The sequence below is a fragment of the Clostridia bacterium genome (assembly GCA_024653205.1).
Taxonomy (GTDB): Bacteria; Bacillota; DSM-521; order Neomoorellales; family SLTJ01; genus JANLFO01.
This window is the reverse complement of record JANLFO010000017.1, coordinates 43,327-56,595: the sequence shown is the minus strand read 5'-3', so window position 1 is coordinate 56,595 and position 13,269 is coordinate 43,327. Positions and strand designations below refer to the sequence as shown.

At 66.6% G+C, this 13,269-nt stretch carries 12 protein-coding genes and 3 pseudogenes; 5 read left to right on the top strand and 10 right to left on the bottom strand.

Annotation, left to right across the window (positions count from 1 at the left end; all coding sequences use genetic code 11):
* The 4 genes from NUV99_09090 to NUV99_09075 form a co-directional block, all read right to left on the bottom strand.
* Positions 1 to 506, bottom strand: a 506-nt coding sequence (locus NUV99_09090; protein ID MCR4420257.1) for a hypothetical protein, incomplete at its 3' end; no start/stop codon positions are given.
* Positions 507 to 690: 184 nt separating this feature from the next.
* On the bottom strand, positions 691 to 1,830 hold the full coding sequence (locus NUV99_09085; GenBank protein MCR4420256.1) for a TolC family protein: 1,140 nt from the start codon (positions 1,828 to 1,830) through the stop codon (positions 691 to 693).
* A gap of 161 nt (positions 1,831 to 1,991) precedes the next feature.
* A complete protein-coding gene (locus tag NUV99_09080) occupies positions 1,992 to 4,151 on the bottom strand; it encodes a copper amine oxidase N-terminal domain-containing protein (GenBank protein ID MCR4420255.1) in 2,160 nt (719 codons plus the stop codon).
* A 266-nt stretch (positions 4,152 to 4,417) separates the two neighbouring features.
* On the bottom strand, positions 4,418 to 5,533 hold the full coding sequence (locus NUV99_09075; GenBank protein MCR4420254.1) for a zf-HC2 domain-containing protein: 1,116 nt from the start codon (positions 5,531 to 5,533) through the stop codon (positions 4,418 to 4,420).
* A gap of 217 nt (positions 5,534 to 5,750) precedes the next feature.
* On the opposite strand from NUV99_09075, the gene NUV99_09070 reads away from it, so the two are divergent.
* On the top strand, positions 5,751 to 6,017 hold the full coding sequence (locus tag NUV99_09070) for a type II toxin-antitoxin system prevent-host-death family antitoxin (GenBank protein MCR4420253.1): 267 nt from the start codon (positions 5,751 to 5,753) through the stop codon (positions 6,015 to 6,017).
* The gene (locus NUV99_09065) at positions 6,014 to 6,445 is read left to right on the top strand and encodes a type II toxin-antitoxin system VapC family toxin (protein ID MCR4420252.1); all 432 of its coding nucleotides are present in this window, start codon (positions 6,014 to 6,016) and stop codon (positions 6,443 to 6,445) included. Before NUV99_09070 ends, NUV99_09065 begins: the two co-directional genes overlap by 4 nt.
* 42 nt (positions 6,446 to 6,487) lie before the next feature.
* Here the strand turns inward: NUV99_09065 and NUV99_09060 are convergent, their stop codons facing one another.
* The 5 genes and pseudogenes from NUV99_09060 to NUV99_09040 all read right to left on the bottom strand — a co-directional run bounded on the left by NUV99_09060 (position 6,488) and on the right by NUV99_09040 (position 9,057).
* Positions 6,488 to 6,715 carry a DUF433 domain-containing protein gene (locus tag NUV99_09060; GenBank protein ID MCR4420251.1) on the bottom strand — a complete coding sequence of 76 codons (228 nt, stop codon included), beginning with the start codon at positions 6,713 to 6,715 and terminating at the stop codon, positions 6,488 to 6,490.
* A 108-nt stretch (positions 6,716 to 6,823) separates the two neighbouring features.
* A complete protein-coding gene (locus NUV99_09055; GenBank protein MCR4420250.1) occupies positions 6,824 to 7,405 on the bottom strand; it encodes a sigma-70 family RNA polymerase sigma factor in 582 nt (193 codons plus the stop codon).
* Positions 7,406 to 7,640: 235 nt separating this feature from the next.
* Entirely contained in the window at positions 7,641 to 7,919 is a 279-nt protein-coding gene (locus NUV99_09050) for a type II toxin-antitoxin system RelE/ParE family toxin (GenBank protein ID MCR4420249.1), read from the bottom strand.
* Between the two features lie 13 nt (positions 7,920 to 7,932).
* Positions 7,933 to 8,202: a type II toxin-antitoxin system Phd/YefM family antitoxin gene (locus tag NUV99_09045; protein MCR4420248.1), complete on the bottom strand. Its 270-nt coding sequence runs from the start codon at positions 8,200 to 8,202 to the stop codon at positions 7,933 to 7,935.
* Positions 8,203 to 8,394: 192 nt separating this feature from the next.
* A pseudogene (locus tag NUV99_09040) lies at positions 8,395 to 9,057 on the bottom strand (nucleotidyltransferase family protein).
* Between the two features lie 145 nt (positions 9,058 to 9,202).
* Here NUV99_09040 and NUV99_09035 point away from each other — a divergent pair.
* Positions 9,203 to 9,310, top strand: a pseudogene (locus NUV99_09035) (chitin-binding protein).
* Here NUV99_09035 and NUV99_09030 read toward each other — a convergent pair.
* Positions 9,300 to 10,280, bottom strand: a pseudogene (locus tag NUV99_09030) (glycosyltransferase family 4 protein). The pseudogenes NUV99_09035 and NUV99_09030 overlap by 11 nt on opposite strands.
* A gap of 216 nt (positions 10,281 to 10,496) precedes the next feature.
* On the opposite strand from NUV99_09030, the gene galT reads away from it, so the two are divergent.
* Both galT and glgA read left to right on the top strand, forming a co-directional pair.
* Positions 10,497 to 11,492, top strand: a complete 996-nt coding sequence (gene galT / locus NUV99_09025; GenBank protein MCR4420247.1) for a galactose-1-phosphate uridylyltransferase — start codon at positions 10,497 to 10,499, stop codon at positions 11,490 to 11,492.
* Positions 11,493 to 11,505: 13 nt separating this feature from the next.
* Positions 11,506 to 12,969 (top strand): glycogen synthase GlgA, encoded by a 1,464-nt coding sequence (gene glgA, locus NUV99_09020; protein ID MCR4420246.1) that lies wholly within the window; start codon positions 11,506 to 11,508, stop codon positions 12,967 to 12,969.
* The last annotated feature ends 300 nt before the right edge of the window (positions 12,970 to 13,269 follow it).

Genomic DNA, 13,269 nt, shown 5'->3' with positions numbered 1-13,269 from the left:
CCCGCGGTGTAGCGCAGCTCCACTTCCAGCACGTCGCCCGCCTCAACCGCGGCCGGGTCGTCCTCGGTAGGCGAAACTATGCGCACGGAAACGTCCTCGGTCACCAGCACGGCGTTCCTCTCGGTGTCCAGCACCGTGCCGTCGGCCAGACGCAGAACCACCCGGCAGGCGCCCGGCTCCGCGTAGGAAGGCACCTCCAGCGTCACGGACTTGGAGCGGGTGGTACTGGTTTCCACTAACTCCAGCTCCTCCACCGCCAGTTCCTCGCCCTCGGCGTCTATCAGCGCCACCTCCACCCAGGCGTCCTCGTCCGCCTCGTAGCGGAAGGTGACTCTCACCGAGTCGCCGGGCTCCACGCTTGCCGGGTCGGACCGGGTGGGCGAGGTTATGTACGCGCTCACGTCCGCGTCCGCGGCCACGGCCGCGCGTGCCCCGCCCCATCCCGCCGGTACAACCAGGGCAAGCAACGCAATCCAGCTCACGAGGTTCCGACACCACCGCTGCACTTCAGCGCCTCCCTTCTGCCAGGGCCGTCCCCTCGTCGGTACGGCTGGGGACCAGACCCGGACATGGTCGCCTCGATATGACTCCCCTAACTCGCTCTGTTTCCCGGCCCGCACCGTTCTCGCGCCGTCATGGTGCCTCCGCGTGGCCACGGCCACCCATGACCGCCGGGCCGGCACCATCGGGTCACGATCCGCCCCCCGAACTGCTGACCGCCCAGGGCTTCTGGAAGGCCAGGCGGTAGTAGGCGTGCTGGCGCACCGTGGCCGCCAGGTTCACCCGCGCCTGGGCCAGCTCCAGCTCTGCAGCCAGCAGCTCAGACCGGGTTATCATCCCTACAGAGAACTTGGCCTCCGCGACCTTCAGACTGGCCTCAGCCGCCGCCACCTCGCGCTCCTGCTGGGCGTACTGGTCCTCCAGGGCCCGGATGGCGCGGTAGAGGTTCCGCACCCCGCTCTCTACCGCCTGGCGGGTGGTCTGGATGGTCAGTTCCACCTGCTCCTGCTGTATCTGCCGGGCTTCGTAGGACTCGTAGCCGCCGGTGGCGTAGGCCATGGAGAGGCTCCACTCGGCCAGGGTGCGGGCCTGCTCGGCCTGCCACACCTGGGGGCTGGTTTCCAGCACCCGGCTGATCTCGTGCCCCAGGGATACCTCACCCAGTGGCGCGAATTCCGGACGGTCCACCAGCACCGGCCGCTCGCCCGACCCCAGGCCCACCTGCTCCGCCAGTTCCTCCCAGGCCGCCTCCAGAGCCCGCTCCGCCGCGGCCCGTCCAGCCTCGGCCTGTTTGGCCTGGGACTCCGCCGCCTGGAGATCCGCATCGGTGATGAGCCCGACCGCCTGCATAGCCCGGGCGCGCCGCAGACCAAGCTCCGCCGCCTCCAGGCCCAATCTGGCTGCCTCCACCGCTTCCTCTGCGCCCTGCACCGCCCAGTACTTCTGGCAGGTCTCCAGCACCACCGCGTCCTCCTGAGCAGCATAGCTCTTCTTGCTCATCTGCCACTGCAGGTCGGCGGTTAGCAACCCGTACCAGGCGGTTTCGTAGGCGGGGCTATAACTCTCGCCCAGCACTGGGGTGAATGTCACTGCCTCCGCCGCATCCTCCCTCGCCAGTTCGTTCTCCTCTACCGACAGCTCTGCCGATCGCAGCGCCAGATCCACCTGCAGCGCCCTGGTGATGGCTTCCTCCAGCCGGAGTTCCCGCTCTGCTGCTTCCTCCGCCCGGGCCATGCCGGGCCCCTGCCCCAGGACCGCCAGTGCGACCCACAGGACTACCGCCGTCAGCGCGCCCGCCCGGCGGGTGATGCTGCGCGCCCTGTTGACCAACCGCGCTCCCCCCCTCGCGGCTGCGGGAGTTGCCCGCGCCGCACAACCTGAGTCTCACTGTATTCTACCTGCTCCGGCTGAAAAGAAGATGAGAACTGCATAACGCGGACCGGGCCCGGGAGGAGCCTCCCGGGCCCGGTACCCCAAAACTGCCTTGCAACCTACTGCGTTACGGTCACCGTCTGAGTCTCCGCGTTCCAGTCAACCGTGCAGCCGAAGGCCACGCCGACCCAGCGAATGGGCACCACCAGGCGGCCGCTCACCGACTTGATGGGCACGTCGATGGTGATCGCCGAGCCGTTCACGATCATCTTGTTGGTGTTGGCCACGAACTGCACCACCCGGTCGCCCTTCATGAAGGTCGCGGTAGCGGTGGCGGCATCCCACAGAATCTGGTCCTCCGATACGCCCACGGCGTAGGCCGCGTAGCGGACCGGCAGGTAGGTGCGGCCGTTCTCGATGAACGGAGCCACATCCATGGTCTTGGTCTCGCCGCCCACGGTGTAGCCGGTGCTACCCACGGTGAAGGTGGAGGCTACTGCGGCCTCGGTGGGCGCGGGCGTAACCACCGTAGCGTTCACTACAGTAGCAGCCTTGGTATTGTCCGGGAATAGCATGTCGTCTTCGTCGGTTGTGCCGTCGCCGTTTGTGTCACCAACCACGTCTAGGTCATTGACCTCGTCCAGCGCGTCTCCCTTGATTGCTACCTCGACATCCCCGTAGACCACCGTGCGGTCCACCTTGTACTTAATGTTGCTGATGCGAATGGTGCTCGGCTCGCTGCTATCGCTGGAAATCGTGAAGCTTAAAACGCCGCCGCTCACCTCGACGGCCTTGACCTCGAGATCGCCCTCGGTGACCGTAACCGTGGGCTTCCCATCAAACCTCACGTCTTCGCCCGGATCGACCACGAGTCTCTTGTTATACAGAAGGGCTCCGGCCTTGCTCTCCTTGATCAGGATTTCTCCCGCCGGCTGGTCCGCCAACCCGATGATTAGTTCGGCCGGCTTGTCGGGGCAGGATGCGCTGATGGGCGCAATCACCTTCGCTACCGTCGCGGTCACCTCGTCCAGACCCGCGCTGCCGCCGAATTCGATCGTGAGATCGCCGGCAAAGTCTACTGCAAGCGCTACCTCTACGTCCTTAAAGGTCACCTTGCCGGCCCTGGTGTCCGTGCCTTGGGCGACCGTGTACTTCGCGGTGCGGCCATCCTTAGATATAGAACTCGGGATCAGGCTGAGTCCGTTGGTGCTGGAGTATGCACTCGCGGGGCTGGAGCCTACCCACTTGGCGCCCTCCGGCAGGGTCATGGTGACGGCACGACCAGCAACCAGGCTGCCGTCGAGGGTCTCCTGAATAGTAAAGGTGCCGATCTTCGCCGCGTACCGGCCGGCGATGAGCTCCGGCGTGCTGTCAACGCTGACGGTCACGCCGTAGTCGCCGTATTTGGCCACCACCAGGGAGGAGGGCGAGAAGTTCTTAGTGGTACCCGCTAGCACGGTCACGGTGATGTCGCCCTGTTTGGCGGTCGAGGTGGGAACTACCTTCACCTCGACACGGTAGTACCCTTTACCACTAGTGTCGCTAACGTTAAGGGTCAGGTCCCGGCCAGAGGCTGTACCTGTAATGGTTGATACGGAATTCTCGGTGGTCACGTCCTTGACCACCAGTGTCGTATCATCCCACTCGAATCCCGCTGGTAGCTTCAACTTCAGGGAAGCGCCCGTTACCAGAGCACCTGCGGTGCTCTCCCGAAGCTTGATCTTGACCGTACCTCCGCTCTCGCCAAGGGTGGGCATGCCATCCGCGGCAAGCGTCACCTGGCCCGGCCCGACCGTGGCTATCACGACGTCCCCATCCGGAAGTTGGCCGCTAAGGCCTGTGATGGTCACGGTGATGTCTCCGGTGTAGCCCGTGTCCACATCTACATCGGCAAATGCCAAGGTAACCCATGCCGTGTCTACAATACCAGAACTTGGGGCGACCTCAAGCCTCACGCTCTTAATGGCGCCGGTTGGTGTGGTCGCCACGGGATATACATTGGCTACTACGGAACTGCTCGTCGCTACTTGAACGTCGTTGACATTGTCAAGCGTGACGCCTGTAGGCAACGACAGCAGCGCCGTACTGTATTCAGCAAGGGGAGACATGTTAACATAAATGGTACCGGCCTGCTGGTTAGTCGTGTCCGACACCGTCGGCGCGCTGCTAACGGAGTAGGTCGTGCCCGCCGCGGCCGGGCCGGCGAAGGCGAAGACCATGGTCAGCAGGAAGGTCAGCGCGACCAGGATGGATACCGCTTTACTGCGCGTCTTCCTCACTCAATTCTCCCTCCCGAAATTTGGAATTGATCGGTTTGCTCCGAGCCTTGCGGCCCTCTTCACCCCTCGAGCTGCGTCCACATTGCAGGCTGAGAATTCCTCCGCGTTTCACTTCCCTTTTTCCCGGACCGCGCCGCCCGCGCCTCCCGTCCGGCGGCTCCTATGTAGGCGCCCACCGCCGGCGGAGCTGCGCCTGCCCGCGCCCTCCGGGACCGCATACCCCCTTTTCCGGAAAGTTCTATGCCCACCCCGCCCGCCCGATGGGGCTAGCGGAGTTGGAGCCACACGTTGACCACTTCCCGGCCCGCCTCCAGGCTCTCCCGGTCCAGGGCCTCCAGGACCTTTTCGGCCGCCTCGGCCAGCGTTTTGCTCTGCGGATCCTCTTTGGCCGAGAGTTCCCGGTATTCGGCCAGGCGCCGCTCGAACTCGTTGGTTACGTTCGCGGTTTCCGTGCTCCGGCCCAGGACCTCGCCCAGGGTGGAAACCTGGGCCGCGAATCGGGCCGCGCTGCCCACGGGCAGGAGCACCCTCAGGATCATCTGGCGGTCCTGGTAGGTCCAGGCCTCGTCGACCGAAACCGCGCCGCACGCAACCGCCGTCTCCGTTACCCCGGCCCGCGCCGCCTCAAGGTCCTCCACGCCCAGCCGCACCACGGTGGTTCGCAGGTGCCGGGCATGGCTGAGGAAGGTCTTGGCCGGCCCGGCGGCGGTATCGGCTAACGCCACCCGCACTTCGCCGGCCGCGGCCCGGACCTCTTTGTCCGTGAGGATGCTGCCGGACGGTTCGCCCCGCTTCTCCCCGGCCGCCGGAGCCTCGCCGCCTTGAATGGCCTCAGGCGTGGCCGTCTCCCCGGAGGGGGACGCTTCGGGAGCGCCCGCCTCCGGCGCGGGACTTTCCGCCGCCGGCGTGGAGGTCTCAACCTCAGGGGAGGTATCGACCTCCGGAGCTGCGGGCCTGCCCGGCCCGACCGGCTGCGGCTGGGCCGGCTCGTTCACCGCCACCTGGGGCACCGGGGCCACGGGCCGCGAGAACGGGTTCAGCCGCGCCTCGCCGAACTGCAGGCAGGCCAGCACCACGGCGGCCGCCAGGCCCGCGACCGCGAAGGTCCGGCGCCAGCCCGAAAAAGCGGCCGCCTGCCGGGATACCGGGGTTTCGGCCCCGGCGCTGCGGACACGGGCCATCACCCGCTCCAGCAGGTCCGCCGGGGGCTCGGCCGCGGCGAAGATGCCGGCCAGGGCGGCCTGGGCCGCCTCCAGCTCCTCCGCGTATTGGCGGCAGGCCGGGCAGGAGGCCAGGTGTGCCTCGATCTCGGCGCGGTACCCGCCTTCAAGCTCCCCGTCCAGGTAGGCGGATATTAGGTTTTCGGCCTGCCGGCAGTTCACGGTACTGACTCCTCTCCGCAGCCCGGCGCTTTGCGGGCTCTGTTAGGAATCACGATGGAAACGGGGAAAAGTTTCGCGGGGCACTAAGAAATTTCTTGGGGAGGTTTGGTCACGGCATCTTAGGTGCTCGCACAGGACCAGCCGTGCCCTCGAAAGGTTGGGGCCTGTTGAAATGTGGCCTCTTACGGGCTATAATGTAGCCACTGGAGGTGGTTCTGTGGAGGCGGGTATCAGAGAAGTCAAAAACCGCTTCAGCATGTATCTGAGGCGCGTCAAACAGGGGGAGACGGTCCTAATTACGGAGCGCAACGTCCCGGTTGCCAAGCTGGTGCCGGTTCCGGGAAACGAGCAACTCCCCGTCCTGGCCCTAGTGGAGCAGGGGATGGCCTCCTGGCGCGGGGGGAAACCGCAGGGTATGGCAGCGCCGGCACCGGTCCGCGGCGAGGCGTCAATCGCGTCGCTGGTCGCGGAGGACCGCCGGTGATCTGCTACCTGGACACCAGCGCCCTGGTGAAGCTCTACGTCCTGGAGCCGGGCTCGGAGGCGGTCCGCCGGTTGGTGGGCGAAGCTGCGGTTGCGGCCACCAGCATAGTGGCCTATCCCGAGGCGCGGGCTGCGCTGGCCCGGGGCTTACGAGACGGTCTTTTGGACGAGAAGGACTACCGCCAGGTAGTGGCGGCACTGGAAAGCGATTGGCCGCGGTATCTGGCCCTGGAAGTGTCAGACTCCCTTGCCAGGTTCGCCGGCGAGCTGGCAGAAAAACACCGCTTGAGGGGCTTTGACGCCATTCACCTTGCATCGGCGCTAACCTTGAAGGTGCGGGTAAAGGACCGGGTAGTGGCGGGTTGTTTCGACGAGCGGCTCTGGGAAGCCTTGCGCGCCGTGGACCTGGAAGTGTTGCCGGGCCGGTAACCTGTGGGCGCGCTGGCACGCGGGCACGCCCATTCCGCAGGACTAAATACGGGGAACCGTACGGGTCTGCTCGGCGGCCAGCCAGGCGGCGTACGCCAGAGCCTGGCACACATCTTCCTCCGCCAGTTCGGGGTAGGCGGAAAGCAGCGAGGGCACGTCCATGCCCGAGGCCAGGAGCTTCAGGACAAAGGCGACGGTTATTCGCGTGCCGCGAATGGTGGGCTGACCCATACACACCTGGGGGTCCACCGTGATGCGATCGAGGTTCACGGCTGCACCTTCCTTCCGGGACCGCGTATGGTCCTTCTGGCGCGGTCTGCCGGTAACATTATAGCAGACTCCCAGGCGAAAAGAGACAGAATACCGGTCGGCACGGGGTCACTGCCGGGGGTCGAAGCCGCGGCGGCGCAGCTTCTCCCGGAGCAGGGCCCGGCTGCGGTTGAGCTTGGCCCTAACCGCCGCCTCGCTCTCGCCCAGGGCGGCGGCGATTTCCTTGTAGGACATCCGGTCCACGGCCCGCAGCTTGAGCAGCACCCGGTAGGATTCCGGCAGCTCGCCGAAGGCCTGCCAGACCGCCGACCAGAACTCCTTCCGGTGCACCTCTTCCACACCCGCCTCCGGGTCGGGCAGGTCCAGACCGGCGCTGCCTTCCTGCCGGTCCAGGGCGCCGTCCAGGGAAAACTCCGGGGCGCGCCGGCGGCGGCGCACCCAGTCGATCCAGAGGTTGACGGTCATGCGGTGCACGAAGGCCTCCAGGTTTCCGGCCTTCTGCACGTATTGGGAGAAGCCCTGGTAGACCTTGAGCAGCACTTCCTGGGTGAGGTCTTCGGCGTCGGCGCGGTTGCCGGAAAGGCTCAGGGCCAGGGCGTAGATTTTGCGCCAATAAGCGGCGGCGAACTCCTCGAAGGCCGAGGCGTCGCCCTGCCGCAGGCGGTCCATGAGGTCGGACGGGTCGGCCATGCGGGACGCCCCCTCGCGCCGGGCACCACTCGGGCCCGGCCGGTTTGCGGCCGGCCCGGTTACGGTGGGTGCCGCTTCCGTCTGTCTATCCTATGTTCGACGCGGGGGCGGCGCTTACCTGCCGGCGGGTAAAAGCGGGCAGGTAGTACCGTGCGCCATCGAAAAGGACTACAACAGAAGTTTGCTGAACTCTTCCGCGGTCACACCGGCTTGCCTCAGGATTGATCTTAGGACCTTACTTGAAAAGCGACCGCCAGCGCCTGTAGGTAGCTTCGCTACGCCTGACGATTGCGCCTACCAGGATCAGACGTTCCTCGTCGAGAACCTGGTATAGGATCCGCATGGGGCCAACTCTGATCCGATAGTAGTTCTTCTCTAGACACAGGGCCCCTCGGGGCCGCGGGTTTTCGGCCAGGGCCAGAAGGGCCTCTCGTACGCGCTCACGCTCATCGGGGGTTAACCGGGCAATATCGTGCCGAAGACGGTTCGCGTTCTTAGGCCGAACCTCGTACACCCCTCGTGGCTCCCTAGCTTTCGAATTCGGCCAGGATGTCAAAGACGGTCTTGCCCTCGGGGTTATCGGTGGGCTGCTCAAAGACTTCCCGAGCCAGGCTCAGGTCCTGCAGAACTTCGTAAGCCTCGGCCAGCCGCCGGTAGTGTTTGATGCCCACCAAGACCGCCTCCACCTCATTGTTCCTGAGGATAAAAACCGGCTCCTTCTTGGAGCGCGACAGAAAGCGACCAAAAGACTTGGAAACCGCCGTGGCGCTGGCCAGGTTCTCGAGGCTTACCTCCATAGGGCGATACCTCCTTCTATGGAAGATAATATGAATAATGTTACGGAAAGTCAAGACCGACTCCCTACGCGGCCCGCCTTGGCGGTTGGGTCATTTATCCCGGCGCAGCTCGTCAAGGGTAGCGTCGTCGAGGGCCAGATCCACCTTGCCCAGGCTGGAGGCAAGACGCTGCGGCCCGAGAAGATCTGTTTTCAACCTGCCGATGTCGCACCAGAAACCGCGCAGGAGGCATCCGTAGAGAGGCAGGCCCTCGCGCAGCAGGAGCGGGAAGAGGTCCCTGCTGAAGTCGAAGGGCCGGTCGGAGGGGACGTACTGCAGCACCTCCGGCTCCAGCACGTAGATGCCGGTGTTGACCCGGTCGCTGAACACCTCGCCCCACCCGGGCTTTTCCAGGAAGCGGCGGATGCGGCCGTCGGAATCGGTGATGACCACCCCGTATTCCAGCGGATTGTCCACGGTGGTGAGCACCAGGGTGGCCAGGGCCTTGCGCTCCCGGTGGAAGCGCACCGCTTCCTCCAGGGAGAAGTCGGTGAGGGCATCGCCGCTCACCACCAGGAAGGTCTCATCGAGAAAGGCGGCGGCGTTCTTGACGCTGCCGGCGGTGCCCAGGGGGGAACTCTCCAGGAAGTAGTGGAGCCTGATGCCCCAGTCCTCGCCCTCCCCGAAGTAGTCGGTGATGTGCCGGGGGAGGTACTGCAGGGTAACCGCGGCCTCGCGCAGGCCGTGCCGGGAGAGCAGCTCGAGCGCGTAGGCCATGACCGGCCGGTTGGCCACCGGCACCATGGGCTTGGGCCGGGTGCAGGTGAGGGGACGCAGCCGCGTTCCCTCGCCCCCGGCCATGATCACCGCCTTCACAGCCCGCTTTCCCTCCCGGTGGAGGCGTAGCGGCCTCCCGCCAGGGCCAGGCGGGCGGCCACGGGGCTCGAGAACCGGCGCAGGGGGGCCGGCGCCGGCCGAGCCGCCGCGCGGCCCCAATCGCTGGCCCGGTAGGAGCGCAGGACCTCCCGGTAGACCTGCAGGGTGAGGCCGGCCACCAGGGGCCAGTTGTAGAGGCGGCGCACGGTCTCCCGGGCCCGGGCGGCCATCTCCCGCGCCCGGTCCGGGTGCTGCAGGAGGTAGGTGATCTGGTTGGCCAGGGAGAAGGCGTTGCCCGGAAGGGCCTTGAGCCCGGTTTCGCAGTGGCGCACGATCTCTCCCAGGCCGCCGGTGTCGCTCACCACCACCGGGCAGCCCGCGGCCATGGCCTCCAGAGCCACGATGCCGAAGGGCTCGTAAAGGCTGGGGAACACGCTTGCCGCGGCGCAGGCGTAGAGCTTGCGCAGGGTCTCGTCGTCGATGTAGCCGGTAAGGTAGACCTTGGGACCGATGCCCAGGCCCTGGGCCTGGCGGGCCAGCTCGTCCTTGAGCGGCCCCTCGCCGGCCAGCACGAACTTGGCCTGGGGGCAGGCGGAGAGCACCTGGGGGGCCGCTTCCAGCAGCACCTGGGCTCCCTTTTCCCGCACCAGGCGGCCCACGAAGAACACTATGTCTTCCGCCGGGTGGGCGAAGCGCGCCTTAAAGCCGGGCCCTACCGCCGGCGGGGTTTCCTCCTCCACGGCGTTGGGTATGACCTTGATCTTGTCCTCCGGAAGCTGGAACAGGCCCTGCACCTCCCGCCGCATGTGCCGGCTGCAGACGATGACCCGCCAGGCCTCGTAGGTGAGCCACCACTCCACGCCGGAGATGTACCGCTGCAGCGGGTTGTGCAGGCCCTGGTTGCGGCCCGCCTCGGTGGCGTGGACGGTGGCCACCAGGGGCCGGCGCCAGGCGTGCTTCAGGGCCCGGGCGCAGAAGGCCACCAGCCAGTCGTGGGCGTGCAGCAGGTCGAAGTGCCCCTGCCGGGGCCACAGCCGAATCGCCCGCTCCAGCAGGGCCAGGTTCATGTGCAGCACCCAGGTGGGGAAGTCCAGGCTTTCCACGTCGTAAGGCCGCACCCGGTGCACCCACACCTTGCCGTCCCGCTCCTCGCCGTCCTCCCCCCGGGTGAGCACGTGCACCTCCGGGCCCAGGTCGGCCAGGGCCCGGCTCAAGCCGGCCACGTGCCTCCCCAGGCCGCCTACCTGGTGCGGGGGGTATTCCCAGGTAAGCACCAGTACGCGCAAAGGCCCTCACTCCCTGGTCAAATTTTACTCCGGGCTTAGTCTTTGAGAGCCCTCGGGGCTTTATGCCCCCGGGGTGAGGAAAAACATGGCGGACATATAGGCCCCGGCGCCCGGCCACGCTATGAATGCTAGTTCGCGCGAGGAGCCGAGAGCATGCCCGAGCTGCGCTACGAACCGGTCACCGATACCTGGGTGATTATCGCCACCGAGAGGGCCAAGCGGCCCAAGGACTTCGTTCCCCTGGTAATGGCCGCCAAGAAGGAGGGCCAGAACTGCCCCTTCTGCCCGGGTAACGAGGACCAGACCCCGCCGGAGGTGATGGCCTACCGGCCGGGAGGATCGGCGCCCGACACGCCCGGCTGGCAGGTGCGGGTGGTGCCCAACAAGTACCCGGCCCTGGACGACGCCGCTGCGGATCCGCCCCGGCGCGATTTTTTTCTTTCCGGGCCGGCGGCGGGCAGGCACGAGGTAATAATAGAGACTCCCGACCACGACCGGTCCCTGGCCCGGCAGGAACCGGAGGAGATCCTGCTGGCGCTGGCGGCCTGGCAGGAGCGCTACCGCCGGCTGGGGCAGGATCCGGGGATCGCCCACACCCAGATCTTCAAGAACCACGGCGTGGTGGCGGGGGCGTCGCTGGAGCACCCTCACTCCCAGCTCATCGCCACTCCTCTGGTGCCGGCGGCGGTGAGGAGCAGGCTGGAGAGCACCCGCGCCTACCACCGGGAGCGCGGCCGCTGCTACTACTGCGATACCCTGGCCGCCGAGGAGCGCGAGGCAGACCGGGTGGTCTACGCAGACGGGAGCCTGCTCGCCTTCTGCCCCTTCGCCTCGCGCTTTCCCCTGGAGGTGTGGCTGGTGCCCCGGCGGCATGCGGCGAGCTTCGCCGAGGCCGACCGCGGGGAGCTGCGCTCCCTGGCCGGAGCCCTTAAGGCGGTGGCCCGCCGCCTCCTGGAGGGGATGCGGGACCCGCCCTTCAACCTCATGCTTCACTCCCTTCCCTACCGCGAGACCGGCTACAGGGACAGCTTTCACTGGCACCTGGAGCTAGCCCCCCGCCTTACCGTGCTGGCGGGGTTCGAGCTGGGCGCGGGCATGTTCATCAATCCCACGCCGCCGGAGATGGCGGCGGAGTTCTACCGGGCCTGATCGGGAGGCAGCCATGAAGGAAAAACTGGCGGTGCTGTTCCTATCCTCCGAGGTGGCGCCCCTGGCCAAGACCGGTGGCCTGGCGGACGTTTCCGGCAGCCTCCCCCGGGTGCTGGCGGCGCGGGGGCACGACGTGCGGGTGGCCATGCCCCGCTACAAGTGCGTGCACTCCGGCGACTACCTGGCCGACCTGCCGGTGGAGATGGACGGGCAGCTGGAGACCGCCATCGTCCGCAAAACCGCGCTCGCCCCGCAGGCGGAGGGAGAAAGCGGCCTGCCCGTTTACCTCATCGACAACTACCGCTACTTCTACCGCGACGCCCTCTACGGCTTTGCCGACGACGGCGCCCGCTTCAACTTCTTCTGCAAGGCGGTGCTCACCATGCTGCCGCGGCTCAACTTCCGGCCCCAGGTGATCCACTGCAACGACTGGCAAACCGCCCTGGTGCCCGTGTTCCTGAAGCTCAAGTTCGCCGATGACCCCTACTACCGCTGCATGGCCACTCTCATGACCGTGCACAACCTGCAGTACCAGGGCCTGTTCCCGCCCGAGGCCATGCGGCTTCTGGGCCTGGATACCAAGCACTTCAACCCCGACGAGCTGGAATTCTGGGGCAGGGTGAACTTCCTCAAAGGCGGGCTGGTCTACGCCGACCTGATCAGCACCGTGAGCAAGAAGTACGCCCTGGAGATCCAGACCCCGGAGCTGGGGGAGGGGCTGGACGGGCTTTTGCGGCGCCGGGCCTCGGACCTGTTCGGCGTACCCAACGGCGTGGACTATCAGCAGTTCGATCCGGCCACCGACCCGGCGATTTATGTAAACTACAACCGGGAAAGCCTGGACCGCAAGAAGGAAAACAAGGCCGCCCTGCAGAAGGAGCTGGGGCTGCCGGTGAGGGATGCGCTGCTCCTGGGCGTGGTGAGCCGGCTGGTGGACCAGAAGGGGTTCGACCTCCTGTCCGAAGTGGCCCCGCGGCTTCTGGCCGAAGAGGTGCAGCTGGTGATCCTGGGCAGCGGCGAGGACCGCTACCAGCGCTTCTTTTCCGAGCTGCAGCTCGCCCGCCGGGACAGGGTATCGGTGAAGATCGGCTTCGACCCGGTGCTGGCCCAGCGCATCTACGCCGCCGCCGACCTGTTCCTTATGCCCTCGCGCTTTGAGCCCTGCGGCCTGGGCCAGCTCATCAGCATGCGCTACGGCACCCTGCCCCTGGTGCGGGCTACCGGGGGCCTCGAGGACACGGTGGTGGACCTGGCCGCCGGGCCCGAGCGGGCCACGGGCTTCGTTTTCGGCCCCTACGAGGCCGAGGCTTTCTGGGAGGCCCTGCGGCGCGCCCTGGAGGTGTGGCAGCGGGATCCGGCCCTGTGGCGGCGCCTGCAGGAGAACGCCATGCGCGCCGACTTCTCCTGGGAGCGCTCGGCGGAGGAGTACCTGCGCCTTTACCGCCTAGCCGTGAAGCGGAGGCGGATGGCGCTGTAGGCGGTGGCGGCCCGCCGCCCCGGCTGGACCAGCGGACCACCAACGACGCAAAGGGTGTAGCCTCGTTTCTTAGTCGTCGTGCCGTTTCACCCTCCACCTACCCGGAACACTGGCGCCCTCCTCACTGTTGCACGTTGCATCAGGCAGCTAACGCGTAGCTTCCCATGGTTTGCCCGTTAGAGTGCGACCTCTTCCTCCGATCCTTGCGCCTTTGGGGTACGGTTGGCACCTGCGGGCTGTAACCGCGGGGCCAGTCAATATCAATGGCCGGAAAACTGGCTTACGATGGCAGGAAAACGA